Raw genomic sequence first — 22,942 nt, 5'->3', positions numbered from 1 at the left:
CCCCCCCCCCCCCCCCCCCCCCCCCCCCCCCCCCGCTCCTACAGAGTCATCCCGTATATGGAGTTGAGGCGGCTTTATGGTCGAAGCCAAACATGAACGGCCGTGGGCTGATGTTGGGCTTCGCTGCGCTCAACCCAACCTACGGGGTCCAGCTTTTGAGACAAAATGGCGGTAATTGGCAGTGATTAAAATAAAAACCCATACAAAACAATAATTTAAAAACCTGGCACGGTTCTGGCTCCGGCATTCAGGCGATCTCTGCATCGCCCTATAACAACAAGAACCGCTTCGCCCCAGGCGAAGCTCTAGGAGAAGCCATGAGTGTCCTGATCGCACTCGCCGCCCTGGCGCTGCTGATGTTCGCTGCCTACCGGGGTTTCAGTGTCATCCTCTTCGCCCCCCTCGCCGCCCTCGGCGCCGTGCTGCTCACCGATCCGTCCGCCGTGGCGCCCGCCTTCACCGGGGTGTTCATGGACAAGATGGTGGGCTTCCTCAAGCTGTACTTCCCGGTGTTCATGCTCGGCGCCCTGTTCGGCAAGCTGATCGAGCTGTCGGGCTTTTCCCGCGCCATCGTCTCCGCGGCCATCCGCCTGCTCGGCCGCGAGCGCGCCATCCCGGTGATCGTCACGGTCTGCGCCCTGCTCACCTACGGCGGCGTCTCGCTGTTCGTGGTGGTCTTCGCGGTCTATCCCTTCGCCGCCGAGATGTTTCGCCAGAGCGATATCCCCAAGCGGCTGATTCCGGCCACCATCGCCCTGGGCGCCTTTTCCTTCACCATGGACGCCCTGCCCGGCACGCCGCAGATCCAGAACATCATCCCCACCAGCTTCTTCCAGACCACCGCCTGGGCCGCGCCCTGGCTGGGCCTGGCCGGCTCGCTGTTCGTCATCGCGGTGGGCCTTTTCTACCTGGAGAGCGCCAAGCGCAAGGCCCGGCGTCATGGGGAAGGCTATGCCAGCGTGCCGCTGCGCAACGAGCCCGAGACCGCCGCCGACCTGCCGCTGCCCAATCCCTGGCTGGCCCTGGCGCCACTGGTGCTGGTAGGCGTGCTCAACCTGCTGCTGACCCGCTGGATTCCCGACTGGTACGGCGCCACCCATAACCTGGCCTTGCCCGGCATGGCCAAGCCGGTGACCCAGGAAGTGGCCAAGCTCACCGGCATCTGGGCGGTGGAAGGGGCCCTGCTGGCGGGCATCCTGCTGGTGCTGGCCACCGGCTTCGGCGCCATCCGCGGGCGCCTGGCCGAAGGCAGCAAGACCGCCGTGTCCGGCGCCCTGCTGGCCGGCATGAACACGGCGTCCGAATATGGCTTCGGCGCGGTGATCGCCGCCCTGCCCGGCTTCGTGCTGTTCGCCCAGGGCCTGAAGGCCATCCCCGATCCGCTGATCAACGAGGCGGTGAGCGTGACGCTGCTGGCCGGCATCACCGGCTCGGCCTCCGGCGGCATGAGCATCGCCCTGGCCGCCATGAGCGACACCTTCATCGCCGCCGCCAATGCCGCGGGCATTCCCCTGGAGGTGCTGCACCGGGTAGCGGCCATGGCCAGTGGCGGCATGGATACCCTGCCGCACAACGGCGCGGTCATCACCCTGCTGGCGGTGACCGGCCTGACCCATCGCGAAGCCTACGGCGGCATCTTCAAGATCACCCTGATCAAGACTGTCGCGGTGTTCTTCGTCATTGCCCTCTACTACCTGACCGGCCTCGTCTAAGGAGACAAGCATGGACCTCACCGGCAAGACCGCTCTGGTCACCGGCTCCACCAGCGGTATCGGCCTGGGCATCGCCCAGCGCCTGGCCGCCGCCGGTGCCACCCTCATCCTCAACGGCTTCGGCGACCCCACGCCGGCCCAGGCCAGCCTGCCTGGCCGCAGCGGCTTCCACGGCGCCGACCTGTCCAAGCCGGAGGAAATCGAAGACCTCTTCGCCTACGCCGGGCGCGACTTCGGCGGCGTGGACATCCTGGTCAACAACGCCGGCATCCAGCACGTGGCGCCGGTGGAAGACTTTCCGGTGGAGCGTTGGGACGCGGTGATCGCCCTCAATCTCTCGGCGGTGTTCCACACCACCCGCCTGGCCCTGCCGGGCATGCGCGAGCGCGACTGGGGCCGCATCGTCAACATCTCCTCGGTGCATGGCCTGGTGGCCTCCACCGGCAAGGCCGCCTACGTCGCCGCCAAGCACGGCGTAGTGGGCCTGACCAAGGTCACCGCCCTGGAGACCGCCCGCACCGGCATCACCTGCAATGCCCTCTGCCCGGGTTTCGTGCTCACCCCGCTGATCCAGCAACAGCTGGACAGCCGCGGCAGCGACCCGGACCAGGCCCGTCGCGACCTGCTCAGCGAGAAGCAGCCGTCGCAGGAATTCGTTACCACCGCGCAACTGGGCGAACTGGCGCTGTTCCTGTGCAGCGATGCCGCTGCACAGGTGCGCGGCGCCGCCTGGACCATGGACGGCGGCTGGACCGCCCAATAAACGACCCGAGGATCTCCATCATGAACAAGCTCTATCCCAACGCCGCGGCCGCCCTCGACGGGCTGGTCAGCGACGGCATCACCCTGGCCGTGGGCGGCTTCGGCCTCTGCGGCATCCCCGAGGCGCTGATCGCCGCCCTGCGCGACACCGGCGCCCGCGAACTGACCGCCATCAGCAACAACGCCGGGGTGGACGGCTTCGGCCTCGGCCAGTTGCTGGAGACCCGGCAGATCCGCAAGATGATTTCCTCCTACGTGGGCGAGAACAAGGAATTCGAGCGCCAGTACCTGGCCGGCGAACTGGAACTGGAATTCACCCCCCAGGGCACCCTGGCCGAGAAACTGCGCGCCGGTGGCGCCGGCATCCCGGCGTTCTACACGCGCACCGGCTACGGCACCCTGGTGGCCGAGGGCAAGGAGGTCCGCGACTTCAATGGCCAGCCCCATGTCATGGAGCTGGCGCTGACCGCCGACGTGGCCCTGGTCAAGGCGCAACGCGCCGACAAGGCCGGCAACCTGGTGTTCAACAAGACCGCGCGCAACTTCAATCCGCTGTGCGCCATGGCCGGGCGCGTCTGCGTGGCCGAGGTGGAAGAGCTGGTGGAAACCGGTGAGCTGGACCCCGACCAGATCCACCTGCCCGGCATCTTCGTGCAGCGCCTGGTGGTCAACGCAAGCCCCGAGAAACGCATCGAAAAACGCACCCTGAGCGAGGAGAAGTAAGATGGCCTGGACCCGTGAACAGATGGCGCAACGCGCCGCCCGGGAGCTGCAGGACGGCTTCTACGTCAACCTCGGCATTGGCTTGCCGACCCTCGTCGCCAACTACATTCCCGCCGGCATGGACGTCTGGCTGCAGTCGGAAAACGGCCTGCTCGGCATCGGCCCCTTCCCCACCGCCGAGACGGTCGATCCGGACCTGATCAACGCCGGCAAGCAGACCGTCACCGCCCTGCCCGGCAGCAGCTACTTCGACAGCGCCACCAGTTTCGGCATGATCCGTGGCGGCCATGTGAACCTGGCCATCCTCGGCGCCATGCAGGTGTCGGAACAGGGCGACCTGGCCAACTGGATGATCCCCGGGAAGATGGTCAAGGGCATGGGCGGCGCCATGGACCTGGTGGCCGGCGTGCAGCGCGTGGTGGTGCTCATGGAGCACACCGCCAAGGGTGCCCACAAGATCCTGCCGGCCTGTGATCTGCCGCTGACCGGCGTCGGCGTGGTCGACTTGATCATCACCGACCTGGCCGTGCTGGAGGTGACCGCTAGCGGCCTCAAGCTGGTGGAACTGGCAGAAGGCGTGAGCCTCGATGAACTGCGCGCCGCCACTGGCGCCCCCATCCTGGCCTGAAGGAGATCCCGATCATGCAAGACGTCGTCATCGTCGCCGCCACCCGTACCGCAGTCGGCAGCTTCCAGGGCTCCCTGGCCAACGTACCCGCGGTGGAGCTCGGCGCGACCGTCATCCGCGCCCTGCTGGAACAGACGGGCGTGGCCCCGGCTCAGGTGGATGAGGTCATCCTCGGCCAGGTACTCACCGCTGGCGCCGGTCAGAATCCGGCGCGCCAGGCGGCGGTCAAGGCCGGACTGCCCCACGAGGTGCCGGCCCTGACCCTGAACAAGGTCTGCGGCTCCGGTCTCAAGGCGGTGCAACTGGCCGCCCAGGCGATCCGCTGCGGCGACGCCGAGATCGTCATCGCCGGTGGCATGGAGAACATGAGCCTGGCGCCCTATGTGTTGCCCAAGGTGCGCACCGGCCTGCGGCTAGGCCATGCCGAGCTGGTCGACTCCATGATCAGCGATGGCCTCTGGGATGCCTTCAACGACTACCACATGGGCCAGACCGCGGAGAACCTGGTGCAGAAGTACCAGCTCAGCCGCGAAGCCCAGGATGCCTTTGCCGCGCGTTCCCAGCAGCGCGCCGCGGCCGCGGTGGAATCCGGCCGCTTCCGCGAGGAGATCACCCCGGTGGCCATTCCCCAGCGCAAGGGTGAGCCGCTGCTGTTCGCCACCGACGAAGGCATCCGCTCCGACACCAGCGCCGAGGGACTGGCGCGCCTGCGTCCGGCCTTCGCCAAGGACGGTAGCGTCACTGCCGGCAACGCCTCCAGCCTCAACGATGGCGCTGCCGCGGTGCTGGTGATGAGCGCGGCCAAGGCCGCTGCCCTGGGCCTCGAACCGCTGGCCCATATCGCCGCCTATGCCAGCGCCGGGGTAGACCCGGCGATCATGGGCATCGGCCCGGTGTCGGCCACCCGCAAGACACTCGAAAAGGCCGGCTGGCAACTGGCCGAGCTTGACCTGATCGAGGCCAACGAGGCCTTCGCCGCCCAGGCCCTGGCCGTGGGTCAGGAGCTGGGCTGGGATGACGAGAAGGTCAATGTCAACGGCGGCGCCATCGCCCTGGGCCACCCTATCGGCGCCTCGGGGTGCCGGGTGCTGGTGACCCTGCTCCACGAATTGCGCCGCCGTGACGGTCGGCGGGGGCTGGCGACCCTGTGCATCGGTGGTGGCCAGGGTGTGGCCTTGGCGGTGGAGCGGCGGTAGCCAACCATCCCAAGGGACGTAGGGTGGGTAACGGCGTAGCCTTACCCACCGACGTCAACGCCTATCGCGGCCACGGGCCGCTCCTACAGAAGCCGCCGTACTTGTAGGAGCGGCCCATGGCCGCGATCAGACCCTCAACGTGAAAACCCGTGGAAAAGGCTGCGCCGTTTTCCACGCCACGCCTGTCAATAACAACAACAAAAGGATCTCCCATGACCACCACCCCTTCCCGCGATTCGCGCAGCGCGCGGTTCGCCCTGGCCTGTTCCAACTGGGCCGAGCGCTGGTTTCCCGATTCCTGGGTGTTCGCCGTCCTTGCCGTGGCGGTGGTGGCCCTGGCCGCCCTCGGCATGGGCGCGCCGGCCACCACCACGGCCAAGGCCTTTGGCGATGGTTTCTGGAGTCTGATTCCCTTCACCATGCAGATGGCCTTCGTGGTCATCGGCGGCTATGTGGTGGCCAGCTCCGGGCCGGCGGCGCGGCTGATCGAGCGCCTGGCGCGGGTGCCCAGTACCGGGCGCGGTGCGGTGTGCTGGGTGGCCCTGGTGGCCATGCTCGCCTCGCTGCTCAACTGGGGCCTGAGCCTGGTGTTCGGCGGCCTGCTGGTGCGCGCCCTGGCTCGCCGTGAAGAACTCAAGATGGACTACCGCGCCGCCGGTGCCGCCGCCTACCTGGGCCTGGGTGCGGTCTGGGCGCTGGGGCTGTCGTCTTCGGCGGCGCAGTTGCAGGCCAATCCGGCCAGCCTGCCACCGTCGATCCTGGCCATCACCGGGGTGATTCCCTTCAGCCAGACACTGTTCCTCTGGCAATCCGGCGCCCTGCTGCTGGTGCTGCTGGTGGTTTCGGCGGTGATCGCCTATGTCACCGCGCCGGGGCCGGACAGCGCCCGTGATGCCCGCGCCTGCGGCGTCGATGTCACCCCAGCGCCCAAACCAGCCGCCAAACCGACCCGCCCGGGGGAATGGCTGGAATATAGCCCGGTGCTGATCATCCTGCTGGTGCTGCTGGCTGCCGGTTGGTTGATCCAGGAATTCGCCAGCAAGCCGGCCATCGAGGCCATCTCCGGGCTGAATACCTACAACCTGCTGTTCATCACCCTGGGCGCCCTGCTGCACTGGCGGCCACGGCACTTCCTCGACGCCGTGGCCCGCGCGGTGCCGGCCACCACCGGGGTGCTGATCCAGTTTCCGCTGTACGGGTCCATCGCCGCCATCCTGACCAAGGTCAACGGCGCCGACGGCCAGACCCTGGCGCACCATATTGCGGCGTTCTTCACCCAGATCGCCACCCACGACACCTTCGCCCTGCTGATGGGGGTCTATTCGGCGCTACTGGGTTTCTTCATCCCCTCGGGCGGGGGCAAGTGGATCATCGAGGCACCCTATGTGATGCAGGTGGCCAACGACCTGCAGTATCACCTGGGCTGGGCGGTGCAGATCTACAACGCCGCCGAGGCGCTGCCGAATCTGATCAATCCCTTCTACATGCTGCCACTGTTGGGCGTGCTGGGGCTGAAGGCGCGCGACCTGGTCGGCTTTTCCTTCGTACAGCTGCTGGTCCATGCACCCTTGGTGCTGGTGCTGCTGTGGCTGTTGGGGGGAACGTTGGCGTATCTGCCGCCGGTACACCCGTAGCTCGGGTGGGGCGCAGAGGATGAAGCAGGAGGGGTAAAGCAGAAGCCGGCTGAATCTCAGCCGGCGATGGCCAGACGGGTACTGTCGATGATGGCTTGCAGGCGGCTCGGGGTGCTGTATTCGTCGCGGTAGATCCGGCGGGTGTGCTTGGCCACGCCATGCTCGTTGACGACGATGAAGGAAAAACCCCGCTTGCTGGGGGCGTCGATGACGCAGCTCATCGGCGCGAAAGCGGCGCTGAGGGCATGCATGGCGTTCTGGGCTTGGGCTTGTATGTTCATGACTTCAGTTGTAAACCTCGCGTGTGACGCTGCTATGACAAGGGTCTCGACCGATAGTGCCTAGTCCCTGAATTAATTGTTAGCAATAGACGTGCCGGAATGTAACAGGGCCTTCCGGCACGTCTTGATTTCTTACTTGCCAGCGGCCTGCTTGCGGCGCTTGGCACGCCGCGACAGCATGTTCAGCCCCTCGATCAGCGCCGAGAAGGCCATGGCTGCATAGATGTAGCCCTTGGGCACATGGGCGCCGAAGCCTTCGGCGATCAGGGTCATGCCGATCATGATCAGGAAACCCAACGCCAGCATCACGACGGTGGGGTTGTTGTTGATGAACCGGGCCAGGGGATTGGCCGCCAGCAACATGACGGTCACCGCCACCACCACGGCGATCACCATGACCGGCAGGTGTTCGGTCATGCCCACGGCGGTGATGATGCTGTCCACCGAGAACACCAGGTCCAGCAAGAGGATCTGCACGATGGCCGAGCTGAAGCCCAGGGTCGCTACCTGGCCACCCTGGGTCAGGGCGCTGTCGGGCTCGGGATCGACGTTATGATGGATCTCCTTGGTCGCCTTCCACAGCAGGAACAGGCCACCGGCGATGAGGATGAGGTCCTTCCAGGAAAAGCTCTTGCCGAAGAGCTCGATGACCGGCTCGGTGAGCTGGACGATCCAGGCGACGGTACCGAGCAGGCCCAGGCGCATGATCAAGGCCAGGCCGATGCCGATGCGACGAGCATTGTGCTGTTGGTGGGCGGGCAGCTTGTTGGTGATGATGGAGATGAAGATCAGGTTGTCGATGCCGAGCACCACTTCCATCACGATCAGGGTGGCCAGGGCGATCCAGACGGTGGGGTCGGCGGCGAGTTGTAGCAGATAGTCCATTGCGGCGCGGTTCCAGAGGGTGAAGAAAGGCCCGACGCGAGGTCAGGCCGCAGGTCTCAGCATCAGAGCGCGCCTCTCGTGAAATGCTCGTGAAGGCCTCTGCTGCAATTGTTTCAAACTGTCGCAACGCTGCGGCGTTGGACGAAGCGCGCTACATAGTCGTCGGCCGGCTGACCGAGGATGTCCGCCGGCGTGCCCACCTGTACCAGGCGCCCATCGCGCAGGATGGCGATGCGGTTGCCCAGGCGCAGGGCCTCGTCCAGGTCATGGGTGATGAAGACGATGGTCTTGTGCAGGCGCTGTTGCAGCGCCAACAGTTGGTCCTGCATCTCGGCGCGGATCAGCGGATCGAGGGCGGAAAAGGCCTCGTCCATCAGGATGATCTCGGTGTCCGCCGCCAAGGCCCGCGCCAAGCCGACGCGCTGGCGCATGCCCCCGGAGAGCTGGTGCGGCCACTTGCGCTCGTAACCGCTCAGGCCGACCACCTCCAGCCAGTGCAGCGCCCGCTCGCGATAGACCGCCTTGGGTTCGCCGCGGACCTTGAGGCCGTAGGCGACGTTGTCCAGCACCCGCCGATGCGGCAACAGGCCGAAACTCTGGAATACCATGCTGATGCGCTGGCGACGCAATTCGCGCAGCGCCGGCAGGGGTAGCTGGAGGATGTCCTGGCCGTCGATGAGAATGCGCCCGCTGCTCGGGTCGATCAGCCGGTTGAGGTGGCGCACCAGGGTCGACTTACCGGAACCGGAGAGGCCCATGATGACGAAGATCTCGCCCTCGGCGATCTCCAGGGAGAGGTCGTCCACCCCCACCACGCAACCAGTGCGGGCGAGTATCTCGGCCTTGTCGTGCCCCTCGCGGAGCAGCGCCAGGGCAGTCTTCTCACGCTTGCCGAAGATCTTGGAGACCCGCTCGACGACGATTTTCATCGCTCCACCTCATGGCGCTGGCGACCATAGGCCTGGGTGATGCGGTCGATGACCACGGCGAGGATGACGATGGCCAGCCCCGCCTGCAGGCCCTTGCCCACGTCCAGGGTCTGGATACCCACCAGCACCTCTTCGCCGAGGCCGCGGGCGCCGATCATCGAGGCGATCACCACCATGGACAGCGCCATCATGGTGGTCTGGTTGATGCCGGCCATGATGCTCGGCAGGGCCAGCGGCAGTTGCACGCCGAACAGCTGCTGCCAGCGGCTGGCGCCGAAGGCGTTGACCGCCTCCATGACCTCGCGGTCGACCTGGCGGATGCCCAGGTCGGTGAGGCGGATCAGCGGTGGCGCGGCATAGATCACCGTGGCGAAGATCGCCGGCACCTTGCCGAGGCCGAACAGCATCAGCACCGGGATCAGGTACACGAAGCTGGGCATGGTCTGCATGATGTCCAGGAGTGGCATCAGCACCAGGCGCAATCGCGCGCTGCGGGCACAAAGGATGCCCAGGGGGATGCCGATGACCACGGCGATGGCGGTGGCCACCAGCACCAGCGCCAGGGTCTGCATCAACTTGTCCCAGAGCCCCAGGGCGCCGACCAGGAACAGCAGGCCGGTGATCAGCAGCGTCGGCAGCACCCGGCGGGTGGCATGGCCGGCGAGCGCCGCGACGATCAGCAGGATGGCCCACCAGGGCGTGCCGCGCAGCAGCCCTTCGAGCCAGACGATGGCCTGCAACAGGGTATCGGAGATGGCGCGGAAGACATCGCCATACCGGGTCACCAGCCAGTCGACGCCGCGATTCACCGCATCGGCGAAGGAAAAGGTCAGGCTTTCGGGGAACATCCTAGAGCGCCGCCTGGATCTTGCTGCGCGCCCCGGCGTCGGTCACCCAGGCCTGCCACAGCTCGGGATGGGCCTTGAGCAGCGCCTTGGCGGTGGTGGTAGCGTCCTGCTTGGCCTCGGCCTGCTCGGCCAGGGTGCGGTTGAGCAGCTCGATGGGCACGTTGACCCGGCTCAGCACGGCGACCAGTTCGGGGGCGCCGTCGTGGAAAGGCTTGGACAGCCCGGCCTGGACCTGGATGTGCTTCGCTTCGCCGTCGCGGGGCTTGAGCTGGACCATATCGACCCGGCCCAGCAGCGGCGTCGGCGACCAGTAGTAGGTGAGAATCGGCTGCTTGCGCTTGGTGGCCGAGACGATGGCCGCATCCAGCGCCGGGCCGGTGCCGGGGCGGAAGTTGGTGTATTTATCGCTCAGGCCATAGCTCTGCAGCATCTGGGTATTCTCCAGCTCGCAGGTCCAGCCGGCCGGACAGTTGTAGAAGCGGCCCTTGCCCGGCTCTTCCGGATCGCGGAACAGCGCGGCGTATTGGCCCAGGTCGGCGATGCTCTTCAAATTAGGCGCCTTGGCGCCCTCGCCTTCCACCAGATAGCGCGGCACGTACCAGCCTTCGGTGGCGCCTTCGATGGGCGCGCCCACGCCGACCACCTTGCCGGCGGCGGCAGCCTTGTTCCAGGCCTCGCTGCGGCCGATCCACTCCTCGGCGAACACCTGGATGTCGTCGTTGGCCAGCGCCTGTTCCAGGGTGATGGAGTTACCGGGGATGCTGTCGATCTTGCAGTCGTAGCCGTGCTGCAGGACAAAGCCCATCAGTTCGGTGAGCAGCATGCCGCTCTCCCAGTTCACCCCGGCGAACTTCACCGGCTTGCTGGCGCACCAGTCGGCGGCCTGGACAGTGCCGGCGGCGAGCAGGCCAAGGGACAGGCCAGCGGCCAGGAGGGAACGGCGGGTAAAGGCTGGGGGCATGGGGAACTCCGTCTGCACTGGGCGGGCCAGGGTGGCAGAGCCGGTCCGCTGGCGATCCTAGCTTGGTCAGCGCGGAAGGCCTGGGGTTCAGCCGGCGACCGCACGGCCTGCTCAGCAAAGGGCTCGGGCGGCAGGGTTGGCTTGAGCACGCGCGTGCGGCAAACATTCAATCGCGGCCATGGGCCGCTCCTACAGTGGTTTCCGTACCTGTAGGAGCGGCCCATGGCCGCGATTGGCCAGCGATTCCCTCTAGCCAATCACCGGATAGCCCTGCTCCACCGCGTCACGGCGCCAGTCCAGCAGGGGTAGATAGGTCGCCTCGTCCACTGCCGCGAAACTCGCGATGGCTAGGACGGCGGCCAGCTCGGGATCAGCCGTCAGGCTGTCGCCAAGCGCGGCGCGTAAGGCTTTCACCTCGGCATCCGAGCGACTGGCTGCGGTAATGAAGGGCAGCGCTGGGCTGGACCGGGTGCGTTGCAGTAGCCGCAGACCCGCGACGCGCCCAGGCTCGGCGCGTTGTAGATAGCCATAGGTCACGGCGTCCACTGCGGCTACGTCGGCATGTCCCTGCTGCAACAGCGCCAGGCTGTTGGCATGGCTCTCGCTGACGATTACCTCGCCGAAGAAGCGCCCGCGCTCGGCCAGGGGTGCCACGGCATGGCGCAGCAGGTTCATGCCGGTGTTGGAGTCCAGCCCGTTGAGCGCCACCCGCTTGCCGCGCAGGTCGGCCAGGCTGTCTGCCGCCAATGCCTCGGGCACCAGGATGAAGGCGCAGTGCTCAGCATCCGCACAACCCTCGAAGGTATAGCGCGGCGCCGCCACCAGGCGCACCTGGTCGCGCAGGCGGGTCGCCCAGGGATAGCCGCAGGTCTGGGCCAGCAGCAGCTCGGGATGAGTCCAAAGCGCTGGCAGCTCTTCCGGCGCCGGTTCGAGCGTCGTATCCAGGCGTAACGCCACGGCTGCGGCCAGCTGGCGATAGGCGTCGCAGACCTCGACGGGCTCGACATACATGGTGAGGGCGGCGACGGTCATGGGCGGCTCCAACATGGAAAACCGTCATTATCGCCCATCACAGGCGTCAGAGCGCCGCCTTCACCCGCTCGGCGTTTTCCGCCGGCAGCCAGGACGTCCAGACTTCCGGGTGCTCCTTGAGGAAGCGCTTGGCCACCACCTGGGCGTCTTCATGTTTCTCGGCCATGCCGGCAAGGATGCCGTTGAACTGGTCGAGAGGGAATTCGACCTTCTCGAACAGCGCCACCAGGGCTGGGGCCTTGTCGTGCAGGTCGCGGGAGACGCCGATGGTGATCTTGGCCGGCAACGAGCGCGAGGGCAGCGGATCGGGGTTCTTCGGGTCCGACAGGGTCTCCCAGGCCTTCTCGCTGAAGGGTGGCTCTTCCAACTGGACCAGCTTGTAGCGCCCCATCAGCGGCGTCGGCGACCAATAGTAGAAGAGCACCGGCTCGCCGCGGCGCATGGCGGTGGCGATGGCGGCATCCAGCGCGGGGCCGGTGCCGGTGCGGAAGTTGGTGTAGCTGTCGGTCAGCTTATAGGCCTTGAGCTTCTGGCTGTTGACGATCTCGCAGGTCCAGCCGGTGGGGCAATTGAGGAAGCGGCCCTTGCTCGGTTCCTCGGGATCGCGGAACAACTCTTTATAGCGCGGCAGATCGGCCACGCTCTTCAGGTCCGGCGCCTTGGCCTCAATGCCGCGCGCGGGATCGCCCTTGACCAGGTATTCCGGCACCCACCAACCCTCGGTGGCCCCCTTGACCGTCTCGCCCACGGCGAACACCTTGCCGGCCTTCTCCGCCGCGCGCCAGGCCGGACTACGACCGGCCCACTGCTCGCCGGTGACCTGGATATCGTTCTGCGCCAGGGCGTTCTCCAGGGTCACCGTGTTACCCGGCACAGCGTCGGTCTGGCAGCCATAGCCCTTCTCCACCAGCAGGCGCAAGACCTCGGTGGTGAACATGCCGCTTTCCCAATTGGGACCGGCGAACTTCACCGTCTGTGGATAGGGACAGCCACTCTCGGCGGCGAAGGCCAGCGGGGCGAGGGCGAAGGAGCTGGCGAGGGTCAGAGCGAGACGCAGACGCATGGGCGGTTCTCCAACGAAGACTTGGACGACAGAGGGCGTGGGCCTTTCGACCCCCAGTGCCGCCATTCATCCCGCCCGCCCTCACTATTTCACAGCAGGCTACTTCACAGCGGGCCACCGTCGGCGGTCTTGCGCAGCCCGGCGATCACCGCCTCGCCGGTTTCCTGGGCCAGCTCGGCATACCAGGCGCGGGTGGCCTCGGGGGCGTGGCCATGGGTGATCTCGCAGCGCTTGCGGGCCCGCTCGACGATCCCGGCGACCCGCTCCAAGCGCGCTTGCTCGTAGGCTTGCAGGGCCGCCTGTGGCTCGGCCGCGGTTTCCAGGCAACGCGCCAGCACCCAGGCATCTTCCATGGCCTGGCAACCGCCCTGCCCCAGGTCCGGCGCCATGGAGTGGGCCGAATCACCCAGCAGCGCCACGCGGCCGCGTACCAGGGTCGTCAGTGGTCGGGTATCGTGGATCTCGACCCGGGCCACGCCCTGGGGGTCCAGGCGCTCGATCAGGCGCTGCACCGGCGGCGCCCAGCCGGCGAAATGCCCGGCCAATTCCTCGCGGTAACGACTGCGCTCGTTGGGCGTCCCCTTGGGCAGGGGTACATCGAAGAAGAAGTAGAATTCATCGCCGCCCATGGGCATCAGCGACACCCGCTGGTGATCTCCGACGAACTGCGCCCACTCATGCGCTTCAGCCAAGTCCGGCGCAATCTTTACCCGACCGTTCCAGTTCACATAGCCACAGTAGTCACGGGAGATGGCTTGCCCCACCACCCGGTCCCGCAGTCGCGAGTGGGTGCCGTCGGCGGCGATCAATAGGTCAGCCCGCTCCAGGCGGCCGTCACTGAGGGTTACCGTCACGCCGTCAGCGTCCTGCTCGAAGCCTTCGCAGCCGACGCCCAGGGTTACCCGCTCCGCGCCCACGGCGTCCAGCAACAGGCGCTGCAGCTGGGCGCGCGCGATGGGGCGCGCCGGTCGGCCGACCGCCTCGTAGAGCGGCAGCAGGCTGAAGCGCGTGAGCAAGACGCCTTGGTGGTCGTGGTAGCTCATGGTGCGCATGTCACCGCTCACCGCGGCGATGGCCGCTCCCAGGCCCAGGCGCTCCAGCACCTTCACGCCGTTGGGCCAGATGGAGATGGCCGCGCCTATGGGCGCCAGCTCCGCGGCACGCTCGAACAGGCGTACCCGATGGCCGGCCTGTTGCAGAGCCAAGGCGGCGCTGAGCCCACCCATGCCGGCACCGGCGATGATGATGTCGAGAATTGGCATGAGAGGCCTCTTGATGGCGGTAACAGATGTTTTGACCAAGCAAAAACCTGTCCAAGTGGTCAGGTACCGAGAAATGGACACGCGCCTGGGTAAAACCCGGCAGAAAACGCACCAGCCTGGTGCCTGGGTACCACCGGTCGCTTCGTCACGAAGCGGACGACCCTTCGTCGGCTCGGATGACGCATTCCAGAGCCCTTCTATACTCATAAGGTAGTCGCCAGATGCGTTAGAACCTGTTCACGATCTGCTGCGCGTCGGCCAAACGGCGTTGAAAATGGCTTCGGAATGCTCATTTACCACTCGTAAACTCCGCGTCCTCAGCCATTTGATTCGCTGGCGCTCACCCTGCGGGCCAGCCGTTGGCTGTTACTCCCGTTGGTCGTTGCGCCTTGTTTGTCTCTAGCTCGCGAGGTCGTGAACAGGTTCCTAGTCCAGCGTTCGCCATCACCTAAAGGCCCGCTTGCGGCGACCACGGCGGGTGAGGAGCAGGATCATGATCAATCATGTCTGGGGCCTGCTGGCCCATCCCGATCGCGAGTGGCAACAGATTCGTCGCGAAGGGGAAACCGTCGGGCACTTCTTTGCCCATCATGTCGCCTTCCTGGCGGCCATTCCGGTCGTCGCCTCCCTGGTTGGCACCACCACCTTCGGTTGGCGCTTCGGCGGCGGCGAGGCCCATGTACTGGACCTGCCAACGGCCGTGGTGCTGGCGGTCGTCAGCTATGCGCTGATCATGGCCGCGGTGGTGGCCATGGGGCATGTGATCCATTGGCTGGCCCGGCGCTATCCGGATCGGCCCAGTGCCAATCGCTGCATCCTATTCGCCGGCTACGTGGCCACCCCGATGCTGCTGAGTGGCCTGGTGGGGTTCTACCCCCTAGTGTGGCTGTGCGCCATCGCCGGCATCGTCGGCCTGGCCTATTCGGCCTACCTGCTCTACACCGGCATTCCGTCCTTCCTTAATATCGATCAGCGGGAAGGTTTCATCATGTCCGGTTCGACCCTGGCCATCGGGGTGTTGGTACTCGAGGTGCTGATGGCCATTACCGTACTGATGTGGGGGTACGGTCCCGGGCTGTTCGGCTGAGGCAGGCCGTTCCGCCAAAAAACCAGGCCCGGCTCACTAGGTGAGCCGGGCCTGGTTTTTGGGGCTGCATCAGTGGCGTGAAAAGCCATAGACGTCCATCGCCAGGACGCGATGGGCGATGCCGTCATGATGGATGGCGAAGTTACCTTCCGGATCCGCGGCGCCCAGGGCGACGAACAGCGGCAACAGGTGCTCGTCGGTAGGATGCGCCTGCCGGGCGCTCGGCGCCTGCCGCCGGTAGTCCAGCAGGGCCGCGAGATCTCGTTCGCGCAGACGACTCTGGACCCACTGCTGGAAAGCCGCGACATAGCCGGGCGACTCACCGCCACCCAGGCGGAAATCACCCAGGTTATGGGTGAGGCTACCCGAAGCGATCAGCAGGGTGTCCGCTGGCAACAGTGGCGCCAGGGCCTGGCCCAGGGCGAAGTGGTAGTCGGGCCCACGGTTAGCGCTCATCGACAGCGGCACCACGGGAATCCGGGCGTCCGGGTAGAGATAGCGCAGCGGGACCCAGGCGCCGTGATCCAGTCCCTGCTCGCCGGTACGCGCCTCCCAGCCCTGCTCGCGCAGCCCCTGGGCCAAGGTTTCGGCCAGTGCCGGCGCACCGGGCGCCGGATAGTTCAGGCGGTAGAGCGCCTCGGGAAAGCCATAGAAGTCGTGGATGGTGGCGGGACGTTCGGCGGTGCCGAACACCGGCACCGGAGTATCGAAATGCGCCGAGACCACGACGATGGCCGCCGGCGTCGGCAGGGTCTGGCCGAGGGTGCGCCACGCCTGCCCTGCCGCGCCCGCATCGAGCGCCTCCATGGGCGAGCCGTGGGAGATGAACAGCGTGGGAAGCGACATGGCGGTTACCTCGGCGACAGGGTGATCAAGCGTGCTTGCGGGCATCCCAGGACAGCGGGCCGGCACCCAGCAAGGCCAGGGCAGCGGCGGTCACGGCGAGGAATACCGGGTATTCCCAGCCACCATTGGGGTTGGTGAACGACCAGCCATTGCCGAAATGCACGGTAGAAGCGACGAACAGCTGGACGGCAGCCACTGCCGCCACGGGACGCACCCAGGCGCCCAGGATCAGCAGCACACCGGCGCCCAGCTCGAAGAAGGTGACCGGATAGGCCAGCCAGCCGGGAAAACCTACCGAGGCGAAGAAACCCGCCGTGCCCGGCAGGGTGAAGACCAGCAACTTGGTCAGGCCGTGGGCGAGGAACATGGCACCCAGGGCAAGACGCAGCAGGAGGGCGGCATAGGGAGCGGTCGAGGCAGTGGGGGCGGTCATGGCAAGGTCTCGCGAGAGGAAGGATAGGTTCATTTTCCTGTTTCCAGAGCGAGAATAAAGTAGCAAGCTGCGAATGGACTGCGCACGATATGGAAACAATATATGGACACCCTTCGCGCCCTGCAGGCCTTCGTCAAGATCGTCGAACTCGGTAGCCTGACCGCCGCCGCCGAGCGGCTGGAGCTGTCGCGCTCGGCCTTGACCAAGCACCTGGCGGCGCTGGAACGGCACTACGGCACGCGGCTGCTGCAGCGCACCACCCGCACCCTGAGCCTGACCGAAGCCGGACGCACGCTCCACGAGGGCATAGTGCCCCTGCTGGGCGATCTCGAAGCGCTGGAACATCGCCTGCAGGAAGGCCACGAGCGGCCACGGGGACGTCTGAGGGTCAGTGCGCCCCTCACCTTCGGGGTGCGTCATCTGGCGCCGTTGGTGAGCAGCTTCCTCCATGAATACCCGGACGTGGCCATCGACGTGGAGCTGAGCGATCGCCAGGTCCGGCTGGTCGAGGAAGGCTTCGATCTCGCCGTGCGCATCGGCGACCTGAGCGATTCCAGCCTGGTGGCGCAGCCACTGGGCGCGGTGGAGCTGCATATCTGCGCAGCGCCCGCCTATCTGCAACGCCGTGGACGACCGGACCAGCCGAGCGAACTCGACCAGCATCGCTGCCTGCTCTACAGCTACGCCAGCGACGGCGACACCTGGCTGTTCCAGCGCGGTGAGGAGCAGTTGCAGGTGAAGGTTGCCGGGCATCTGCGGGCCAACAACGGCAGCGTACTGCACCGGGCGGCGCTGGACGGGCACGGCATCATCCGCCAGCCGGACTTCCTGGTGAACGAGGACATCGCCGCTGGCCGCCTGGAACGGCTGTTCGCCGCCTGGCACACCCAGGCCATCACCATTCACGCGGTGTATCCGCACCGCCGCCTGGTGCCGGCCAAGGTCAGGGTGTTCATCGCCTGGCTGCAGCGACATCTGGTCGCCTCGGGACCGGGCGAAACACTGCCGTAGGTCGGCGCCGAACGGTCGTTGCCGGGGGCTTCGCAGCCTGCGGGCGCATGCCTAGAATCAGCTCCTGTCCCGCCGGCACCGCCGGTTTCTGCGATGGCTTTCGTGCATGTCGACCGAGAATCCTTGCCTTAGCTGTGGCGCCTGCTGCGCCCATTTCCGCGTGTCTTTCTATTGGGGCGAATGCCAGTCGGCAGGCGGCCTGGTGCCCGATAACCTGACGGTGGCCGTGACCCGGCACCTGGCGGCGATGCTGGGCACCGAGCAGAAACCTACGCGCTGCACGGCTTTGCTGGGCGAGATCGGCTGCGGCACGCGCTGCACCATCTACGAAAATCGCTCCAGCACCTGCCGTGAATTCACCGCGGCCTGGGAAAACGGCGAGCCCAATCCAAACTGCGATGCGGCCCGGGCGGCCTATGGCCTGCCGCCCTTGACACCACCTCTGCAGCCCCATCTTTCCCCGGACCGCGTTGCTTAAAGGAAACCAAACGGCCTTCGGCGCTGCCCAAAAAGATGACGGCTGGGCTGTAAAGCTTAGAAAATGCAGTACGGATCAGGTTTTCACGCCCCTGCTAGATCGAATACCCTATCGCTCTTTCGCCCGCTATGCGTATCCTGTAGCGCCGAACAACAAGGCTGCTTCAACCGGCCACGCAGAGGCTCACAAAGGCTCTACGCAAGGCAAAGCTGCCGTTATACTGCCTGGCCAATACTCACACATGGAGTTTTTACATGAATAAAGCTGAGCTGATCGACGCCATTGCCGCGTCTGCCGACCTGCCCAAGGCCACCGCTGCCAAAGCCCTGGACGCCTTCACCACCGCGGTGACCGACGCTCTGAAGCAAGGCGACAGCGTTAGCCTGGTCGGTTTCGGAACTTTCGCAGTGAAAGAGCGCGCTGCTCGCGAAGGCCGCAACCCGCAGACCGGTGCCACCATCAAGATCGCCGCTGCCAAGCTGCCCGGCTTCAAGCCCGGCAAGGGCCTGAAAGACGCCGTCAGCTAAGACTGCGTGGTCGATTCTTGTCTTCCGGGCGCTCTCGGGCGCTCTGGAAGACAGTCCCTCCGCAAGTCCGCAATAATCTAGCCCCGCCGCAAGACAATCCCTCCGCCTCACCCACTCCAGCCCCACCCTTGGTTCGCCGCTACTTCGCTAATGGCTGTTTCACTAGTGAAAGTCCCGACTCGACACCAGGAGTTCGTCGAGCAGAGGACTCAGATCGGTCAGCCGACCGGCGATCAGGTGCTGTACCCCCGCCTCCCGCTCCAGATGCCCTTCGACCTGTAGCAACCGTGCCTGCAACAAAGGCCGCCGCTGCTGTTCACCCACCGCGCGCCAGACCACCACATTGAGCATGCCGTGCTCGTCTTCCAGGGTGACGAAGATCACGCCGCTGGCCGTGCCGGGTCGCTGTCGGCCACGCACCAGCCCTGCCACCCGCACCAGGCTGCCGGGCGAAATGTCCGCCAACTGACTGAAATCCCGGCAGCGACGTGTTTGGAGTTCGCCGCGTAGCAGGGCCAAGGGATGGGGTCCCAGGGTGGTGCCCAGGGTGCGGTAGTCGGCATGGACCTCCTCGGCGACGCTGGGTGCAGGCAAGGCCGGGCGCTCCTCCACGGCACTGCTGGTCGCCTCGAACAGCGGCAGTTGCTGCTCCACCCCAGCCACCGCCCAACGCGCCTGATGCCGATCACCGACGAGATCCGCCAGGGCTCCGGCGTCGGCCAGTTGCCCACGTGCCCGGGCATCCAGGTCCGCCCGTCGACAGAGCTCTTCCACATCACGAAAGGGCTGCGCGCCGCGCACGGCGACCAGGCGTCGCCCGACCGCTTCCGCCAGCCCTTGCACCAGGCGCAACCCCAGTCGGATCGCCGGCTGCTGGCCGGCGCCCGCTTCCAGCCGGCAATCCCAGTGGCTGCTCTGTACCGTCACGGGACGCACCTCGATGCCATGGCGACGAGCGTCCTGCAGCACCTGGTCGGGACTGTAGAAGCCCATCGGCCAGCTGTTCACCAGGGCGCAGGCGAAGGCGGCCGGCTCGTGGCACTTGAGCCAGGAACTGGCATAGGTCAGCAGGGCGAAGCTGGCGGCATGGGACTCGGGAAAGCCGTAGCTGCCGAAGCCCTTGATCTGTTCGAAGAGGCGCGCGGCGAATTCCGGGCGATAGCCACGGGCGACCATGCGGTCGTGCAGGCGCTGGCGATGGGGTTCGAGGCCACCATGGCGTTTCCAGGCGGCCATGGAGCGCCGCAACTGATCGGCTTCGCCTGGCGTGTATTCGGCGGCGATCATGGCGATCTGCATGACCTGCTCCTGGAACAAGGGCACCCCCAGGGTACGCTCCAGCGCCGGGCGCAGTTCGTCATGGGGATAGTCCGCGGCCTCTTCCTCATTACGACGCCGTAGATAGGGATGCACCATATCGCCCTGGATGGGGCCGGGTCGTACGATGGCCACTTCGATCACCAGGTCGTAGAGCGTCCTGGGCCTGAGGCGCGGCAGCATGGCCATCTGGGCGCGGGACTCGATCTGGAACACCCCGATCGTATCGGCGCGGGAGATCATGGCGTAGGTGGGCGCATCTTCCTGGGGCAGGCTGGCCAGGGTCCAGCGCTGGCCGCGCCAGTCGGCGACCAGATCGAAACAACGGCGCAGGGCACTGAGCATGCCCAGGGCGAGGATGTCCACCTTGAGCAGGCCCACGGCGTCGAGGTCGTCCTTGTCCCACTGGATCAGGGTACGCTCGGCCATGGCGGCGTTCTCCACCGGTACCAAGGTCGCCAGGGGGGCTGCGGAGATGACGAAGCCGCCGGGATGCTGGGAAAGGTGCCGGGGGAAGCCGATCAACTGGCCGGCGAGGATGAGCACCCGCTGCAGCAGCGGGCTGTCCGGATCGAAGCCGGCTTCGCGCAGCCGCGGCGGGCCTGGGATCTCGTCGGTCCAGCGCCCGGCGCAGCCGGACAGGGCATTGAGCTGATCGAGCGGCAGGCCCAGGGCCTTGCCGACGTCTCTCAGGGCCCCCGCGGCGTGATAGGTGCTGACCACCGCGGTGAGCGCGGCCCGCTCGCGACCATAGCGGCGGAAGACGTACTGGATGACCTCTTCACGGCGTTCGTGCTCGAAGTCGACGTCGATGTCCGGCGGTTCGTCGCGTTCGCGGGAGATGAAGCGCTCGAACAGCAGGTTGCCGGTGAGGGGATTCAGTTCGGTGATGCCCAGGACGTAGCAGACCACCGAATTGGCCGCCGAGCCGCGGCCCTGGCAGAGGATGTGCTGGCGGCGGGCATGGTCGACGATGTCGTGCACGGTGAGGAAGTAGTTCTCGTAGCCCTTCTCGGCGATCAGCGCCAACTCCAGGGCCACCTGCCGAGCAACCCTGTCCGGCACGCCATCCGGCCAGCGCCAGGCCAGGCCACGCCGGGTCAGCTCGGCCAGCCAGGTGCGAGCCGTCTGGCCAGCGGGTATCACCTCCTGGGGATACTGGTAACGCAGTTCACCCAGGTCGAAGCGGCAGCGCGCGGCGATCTTCAGGGTTTCGGCGCGCAAGGCGGCGGGATAGAGCTCTGCGAGTGCCGCCAGCGGGCGCAGATGACGCTCGCCATTGGGATACAGCCGATAGCCGGCCTCGGCCACCGGTAGATGATGGCGGATGGCGGTGAGCACGTCCTGCAGGGCGCGACGACCGCGGCTGTGCATGTGCACGTCGCCGCAGGCCACCAGTGGCAGCCCCAGGCGTTCGCCTAGCGCCCGGAGGTGCGCCAGCCGGGCGGCGTCATCGACCGAGCGCAGCAATTCCACGCCGATCCAGAGGCGCTCGGGAAAGCGCCTCTGGAGCCAGGCGCCCTCCTCGACCGAGGGATTGCCCGCGGGTAGCCAGATCGCCAGCAAGCCGGGTAGCGCCTGGTCGAGATCCTTGCGGCCCAGCTGATAACGCCCCTTGGGCGCCCGGCGCCGTGCCTGGGTAATCAGGGCGCAGAGCCTTTCGTACCCTGGCAGATCCTCCACCAGCAGTACCAGACGCAGGCCATCGTCCAGGGTCAGCTCGCTGCCGACGATGAGCGGCAGACCCACCTCGTGGGCGGCCTGCCAGGCACGGACGATACCGCTCAGGGTGCATTCGTCGGTGATGGCCAGCGCCTCATAGCCCAGGACCTTGGCCCGCTCGAACAACTCGCGAGCGCTGGAGGCACCACGCTGGAAACTGAAGTTCGACAGGCAGTGCAGCTCGGCATAGCCGCTCATGCGAACCAGCCCTGGATCCACCAGGGCGTCTCCTCGCCGTAGTGGCGAAAGGCCCAGGCCTGGCGCCCATCGGTCACCTCGATGCGATAGTAGTCGCGGCGCTGATCGCCGCCGTCCCACCAGCCGCTCTCGATGCGTTCGGGACCGCTGAGGATGCGCCGGGGCTGGCCTTCGAGGACGCGCGGCTCGTGCAGCAGCCATCCCGGGCGCTGGCCGGGCAGCGTGCCCTCCGGCGAGCACTCGTGCCGCCAGACCAGGGCGCGCTCGGGCCGGTGATCCGCCTGGATGCCGAGGCCGAGCACCGCCTCTTCGCCCAGCCGCGCCCGCAGCCGCTCGCGCAGTACCTCCCAGCCCACCGCCTGCGCCGGGCGCTCGTCGAACAGCCCGTGACGCTCGGGGACGAAGACCGGCAGTTCCTCGCTCTCCAGGCGCAGCGCCAACACCGGTGCCACCACCTGCAGTTGTTCCAGGCGACCCCGGGCGAATTCGAACAGCAGGGCCGCCTCCCGCTCGGGAGCCAGCAGCCCGACCGTGAGCGCGGTGGCCGGCCCCTGGCGATGCTCCAGCCAGAGCAGGAAGCGCTGCACGCCGCGGTCGCGGCTGGCCAGCCAGGCGGCCAAATCGGCGGTGAGGCGGCGCAGGGGGAACAGCAGTGCCTGGTGCGATTCCACCTCGAAATTGAGCTCCACCCGCGCCAGGAAGCGAGCGGGCGGGCGGTAGCAGTCCAACGCCAGGCTACGCTGGCCATGCAGCAGGTCGAGTTGCTGCAGCAACTCGGGGGCGAAGCGCCGGGCCAGTTCGGGCCGCGGCAATGCCAGTAGTTGCGCCAGCCGGCGAATGCCCATGCGCGCCAGGGCCTGGGCTTGCTGGGGGGCGAAGCCGGCACGCTCCACCGGCAGGCGAGCGAGCAGCGCCGGCAGGTCGTCCAACGAGGCGACCAGGCCATCGGCGACGTTGGTCAGCATCCGCGCCGCCACTGGATTGGGCGCCAGGGCCAGGCGATGGCGAAAGCCCAGGGCCTGGAGTTCCTGGCGCAGGCGCCGCTCCAGGCGCGGCCAGGGCCCCAGCAACGGCAGGCTGGAGTGCACCTCCAGCAGCAAGGCCCGCGGATAGTGGCGGCTGACCTGGGAGCTGAAGCCATAGCCCCAGGCCGCCAGCAGCGCCTCGGCGCTCTCGATGAGTGCCGGATCGTGCAGCTGCTGCTCGAAGTCGCGGGTCAGTGCCTGGGCAGCGGCCAGGGTCTGGCCGGGGCGCAGCCCCAGGGCCCGGGCGGCCGGATTGACCGCCTGCAACAGGCGCCGCTGTGGCGGCCCGGAGAGCAGCACCAGGGGCTGCTCAGGGTCCGGATGGCGGCGCAGCACGGCATCGAGCGCCAGTTGCGGAAAGAGGATACAGGCCCAGCGCATG

At 66.8% G+C, this 22,942-nt stretch carries 22 protein-coding genes; 10 read left to right on the top strand and 12 right to left on the bottom strand.

The window, feature by feature from the left end; all coding sequences use genetic code 11:
• Positions 1-317 precede the first annotated feature (317 nt).
• From RND78_RS13455 to RND78_RS13430, 6 genes are all read left to right on the top strand, one after another.
• On the top strand, positions 318-1,712 hold the full coding sequence (locus tag RND78_RS13455) for a GntP family permease (RefSeq protein ID WP_312729400.1): 1,395 nt from the start codon (positions 318-320) through the stop codon (positions 1,710-1,712).
• A 10-nt stretch (positions 1,713-1,722) separates the two neighbouring features.
• Complete coding sequence (locus tag RND78_RS13450; protein WP_312729399.1) at positions 1,723-2,475, top strand: 3-hydroxybutyrate dehydrogenase; 753 nt, start codon at positions 1,723-1,725, stop codon at positions 2,473-2,475.
• Between the two features lie 20 nt (positions 2,476-2,495).
• Positions 2,496-3,197 carry a CoA transferase subunit A gene (locus RND78_RS13445; RefSeq protein WP_312729398.1) on the top strand — a complete coding sequence of 234 codons (702 nt, stop codon included), beginning with the start codon at positions 2,496-2,498 and terminating at the stop codon, positions 3,195-3,197.
• 1 nt (position 3,198) lies between these two features.
• On the top strand, positions 3,199-3,825 hold the full coding sequence (locus RND78_RS13440) for a CoA transferase subunit B (RefSeq protein ID WP_312729396.1): 627 nt from the start codon (positions 3,199-3,201) through the stop codon (positions 3,823-3,825).
• A gap of 14 nt (positions 3,826-3,839) precedes the next feature.
• On the top strand, positions 3,840-5,021 hold the full coding sequence (locus tag RND78_RS13435) for an acetyl-CoA C-acetyltransferase (RefSeq protein ID WP_312729394.1): 1,182 nt from the start codon (positions 3,840-3,842) through the stop codon (positions 5,019-5,021).
• A gap of 212 nt (positions 5,022-5,233) precedes the next feature.
• Positions 5,234-6,655 carry a TIGR00366 family protein gene (locus RND78_RS13430; protein WP_312729392.1) on the top strand — a complete coding sequence of 474 codons (1,422 nt, stop codon included), beginning with the start codon at positions 5,234-5,236 and terminating at the stop codon, positions 6,653-6,655.
• 56 nt (positions 6,656-6,711) lie between these two features.
• Here the strand turns inward: RND78_RS13430 and RND78_RS13425 are convergent, their stop codons facing one another.
• The 8 genes from RND78_RS13425 to hpxO all read right to left on the bottom strand — a co-directional run bounded on the left by RND78_RS13425 (position 6,712) and on the right by hpxO (position 13,916).
• Positions 6,712-6,936, bottom strand: coding sequence for a hypothetical protein (locus RND78_RS13425; protein WP_059314350.1), 225 nt, complete (start codon positions 6,934-6,936; stop codon positions 6,712-6,714).
• Between the two features lie 132 nt (positions 6,937-7,068).
• Positions 7,069-7,821 carry a TerC family protein gene (locus RND78_RS13420; protein WP_312729388.1) on the bottom strand — a complete coding sequence of 251 codons (753 nt, stop codon included), beginning with the start codon at positions 7,819-7,821 and terminating at the stop codon, positions 7,069-7,071.
• A 113-nt stretch (positions 7,822-7,934) separates the two neighbouring features.
• Positions 7,935-8,750 (bottom strand): glycine betaine/L-proline ABC transporter ATP-binding protein, encoded by an 816-nt coding sequence (locus tag RND78_RS13415; protein WP_312729387.1) that lies wholly within the window; start codon positions 8,748-8,750, stop codon positions 7,935-7,937.
• A complete protein-coding gene (locus tag RND78_RS13410; RefSeq protein WP_312729385.1) occupies positions 8,747-9,598 on the bottom strand; it encodes a proline/glycine betaine ABC transporter permease in 852 nt (283 codons plus the stop codon). The genes RND78_RS13415 and RND78_RS13410 overlap by 4 nt, the downstream gene beginning before the upstream one ends.
• A 1-nt stretch (position 9,599) precedes the next feature.
• Entirely contained in the window at positions 9,600-10,559 is a 960-nt protein-coding gene (locus RND78_RS13405) for an ABC transporter substrate-binding protein (RefSeq protein ID WP_312729383.1), read from the bottom strand.
• Positions 10,560-10,808: 249 nt separating this feature from the next.
• Entirely contained in the window at positions 10,809-11,591 is a 783-nt protein-coding gene (locus RND78_RS13400; protein ID WP_312729381.1) for a PhnD/SsuA/transferrin family substrate-binding protein, read from the bottom strand.
• A gap of 46 nt (positions 11,592-11,637) precedes the next feature.
• Complete coding sequence (locus RND78_RS13395) at positions 11,638-12,654, bottom strand: ABC transporter substrate-binding protein (RefSeq protein ID WP_312729379.1); 1,017 nt, start codon at positions 12,652-12,654, stop codon at positions 11,638-11,640.
• Between the two features lie 104 nt (positions 12,655-12,758).
• The gene (hpxO, locus tag RND78_RS13390) at positions 12,759-13,916 is read right to left on the bottom strand and encodes an FAD-dependent urate hydroxylase HpxO (RefSeq protein ID WP_312729376.1); all 1,158 of its coding nucleotides are present in this window, start codon (positions 13,914-13,916) and stop codon (positions 12,759-12,761) included.
• Between the two features lie 493 nt (positions 13,917-14,409).
• Between hpxO and RND78_RS13385 the strand changes: the two genes are divergently transcribed.
• On the top strand, positions 14,410-15,003 hold the full coding sequence (locus RND78_RS13385) for a Yip1 family protein (protein ID WP_312729374.1): 594 nt from the start codon (positions 14,410-14,412) through the stop codon (positions 15,001-15,003).
• Between the two features lie 69 nt (positions 15,004-15,072).
• Here the strand turns inward: RND78_RS13385 and RND78_RS13380 are convergent, their stop codons facing one another.
• Both RND78_RS13380 and RND78_RS13375 read right to left on the bottom strand, forming a co-directional pair.
• Positions 15,073-15,849: a class III extradiol ring-cleavage dioxygenase gene (locus RND78_RS13380; protein ID WP_312729372.1), complete on the bottom strand. Its 777-nt coding sequence runs from the start codon at positions 15,847-15,849 to the stop codon at positions 15,073-15,075.
• 25 nt (positions 15,850-15,874) lie between these two features.
• Positions 15,875-16,282, bottom strand: coding sequence for a DoxX family protein (locus tag RND78_RS13375; RefSeq protein ID WP_312729370.1), 408 nt, complete (start codon positions 16,280-16,282; stop codon positions 15,875-15,877).
• A gap of 102 nt (positions 16,283-16,384) precedes the next feature.
• Between RND78_RS13375 and RND78_RS13370 the strand changes: the two genes are divergently transcribed.
• From RND78_RS13370 to RND78_RS13360, 3 genes are all read left to right on the top strand, one after another.
• On the top strand, positions 16,385-17,293 hold the full coding sequence (locus RND78_RS13370; RefSeq protein ID WP_312729368.1) for a LysR family transcriptional regulator: 909 nt from the start codon (positions 16,385-16,387) through the stop codon (positions 17,291-17,293).
• A gap of 106 nt (positions 17,294-17,399) precedes the next feature.
• Positions 17,400-17,771 carry a YkgJ family cysteine cluster protein gene (locus RND78_RS13365; protein WP_312729366.1) on the top strand — a complete coding sequence of 124 codons (372 nt, stop codon included), beginning with the start codon at positions 17,400-17,402 and terminating at the stop codon, positions 17,769-17,771.
• 254 nt (positions 17,772-18,025) lie between these two features.
• Entirely contained in the window at positions 18,026-18,298 is a 273-nt protein-coding gene (locus tag RND78_RS13360) for an HU family DNA-binding protein (RefSeq protein WP_007159052.1), read from the top strand.
• 162 nt (positions 18,299-18,460) lie between these two features.
• Here the strand turns inward: RND78_RS13360 and RND78_RS13355 are convergent, their stop codons facing one another.
• Both RND78_RS13355 and RND78_RS13350 read right to left on the bottom strand, forming a co-directional pair.
• The gene (locus tag RND78_RS13355) at positions 18,461-21,535 is read right to left on the bottom strand and encodes an error-prone DNA polymerase (protein ID WP_312729418.1); all 3,075 of its coding nucleotides are present in this window, start codon (positions 21,533-21,535) and stop codon (positions 18,461-18,463) included.
• A complete protein-coding gene (locus tag RND78_RS13350; RefSeq protein ID WP_312729364.1) occupies positions 21,532-22,941 on the bottom strand; it encodes a DNA polymerase Y family protein in 1,410 nt (469 codons plus the stop codon). Before RND78_RS13350 ends, RND78_RS13355 begins: the two co-directional genes overlap by 4 nt.
• Position 22,942 lies beyond the last annotated feature (1 nt).

Origin of the sequence: Pseudomonas oryzihabitans (genome assembly GCF_032027545.1) — a bacterium.
Lineage (GTDB): Bacteria > Pseudomonadota > Gammaproteobacteria > Pseudomonadales > Pseudomonadaceae > Chryseomonas > Chryseomonas oryzihabitans_F.
Note: the sequence above shows the minus strand (reverse complement) of the source record. Positions and strands in the feature narration are given on the sequence as shown.

Coding starts and splice junctions, on each gene's coding strand:
- RND78_RS13425 (WP_059314350.1), bottom strand. CDS start 6,936: ATGAACATACAAGCCCAAGCCCAGAACGCCATGCATGCCCTCAGCGCC.
- RND78_RS13395 (WP_312729379.1), bottom strand. CDS start 12,654: ATGCGTCTGCGTCTCGCTCTGACCCTCGCCAGCTCCTTCGCCCTCGCC.
- RND78_RS13435 (WP_312729394.1), top strand. CDS start 3,840: ATGCAAGACGTCGTCATCGTCGCCGCCACCCGTACCGCAGTCGGCAGC.
- RND78_RS13360 (WP_007159052.1), top strand. CDS start 18,026: ATGAATAAAGCTGAGCTGATCGACGCCATTGCCGCGTCTGCCGACCTG.
- RND78_RS13355 (WP_312729418.1), bottom strand. CDS start 21,535: ATGAGCGGCTATGCCGAGCTGCACTGCCTGTCGAACTTCAGTTTCCAG.
- RND78_RS13440 (WP_312729396.1), top strand. CDS start 3,199: ATGGCCTGGACCCGTGAACAGATGGCGCAACGCGCCGCCCGGGAGCTG.
- RND78_RS13375 (WP_312729370.1), bottom strand. CDS start 16,282: ATGACCGCCCCCACTGCCTCGACCGCTCCCTATGCCGCCCTCCTGCTG.
- RND78_RS13405 (WP_312729383.1), bottom strand. CDS start 10,559: ATGCCCCCAGCCTTTACCCGCCGTTCCCTCCTGGCCGCTGGCCTGTCC.
- RND78_RS13420 (WP_312729388.1), bottom strand. CDS start 7,821: ATGGACTATCTGCTACAACTCGCCGCCGACCCCACCGTCTGGATCGCC.
- RND78_RS13370 (WP_312729368.1), top strand. CDS start 16,385: ATGGACACCCTTCGCGCCCTGCAGGCCTTCGTCAAGATCGTCGAACTC.
- RND78_RS13415 (WP_312729387.1), bottom strand. CDS start 8,750: ATGAAAATCGTCGTCGAGCGGGTCTCCAAGATCTTCGGCAAGCGTGAG.
- RND78_RS13365 (WP_312729366.1), top strand. CDS start 17,400: ATGTCGACCGAGAATCCTTGCCTTAGCTGTGGCGCCTGCTGCGCCCAT.
- RND78_RS13380 (WP_312729372.1), bottom strand. CDS start 15,849: ATGTCGCTTCCCACGCTGTTCATCTCCCACGGCTCGCCCATGGAGGCG.
- RND78_RS13385 (WP_312729374.1), top strand. CDS start 14,410: ATGATCAATCATGTCTGGGGCCTGCTGGCCCATCCCGATCGCGAGTGG.
- RND78_RS13400 (WP_312729381.1), bottom strand. CDS start 11,591: ATGACCGTCGCCGCCCTCACCATGTATGTCGAGCCCGTCGAGGTCTGC.
- RND78_RS13455 (WP_312729400.1), top strand. CDS start 318: ATGAGTGTCCTGATCGCACTCGCCGCCCTGGCGCTGCTGATGTTCGCT.
- hpxO (WP_312729376.1), bottom strand. CDS start 13,916: ATGCCAATTCTCGACATCATCATCGCCGGTGCCGGCATGGGTGGGCTC.
- RND78_RS13410 (WP_312729385.1), bottom strand. CDS start 9,598: ATGTTCCCCGAAAGCCTGACCTTTTCCTTCGCCGATGCGGTGAATCGC.
- RND78_RS13430 (WP_312729392.1), top strand. CDS start 5,234: ATGACCACCACCCCTTCCCGCGATTCGCGCAGCGCGCGGTTCGCCCTG.
- RND78_RS13450 (WP_312729399.1), top strand. CDS start 1,723: ATGGACCTCACCGGCAAGACCGCTCTGGTCACCGGCTCCACCAGCGGT.
- RND78_RS13350 (WP_312729364.1), bottom strand. CDS start 22,941: ATGCGCTGGGCCTGTATCCTCTTTCCGCAACTGGCGCTCGATGCCGTG.
- RND78_RS13445 (WP_312729398.1), top strand. CDS start 2,496: ATGAACAAGCTCTATCCCAACGCCGCGGCCGCCCTCGACGGGCTGGTC.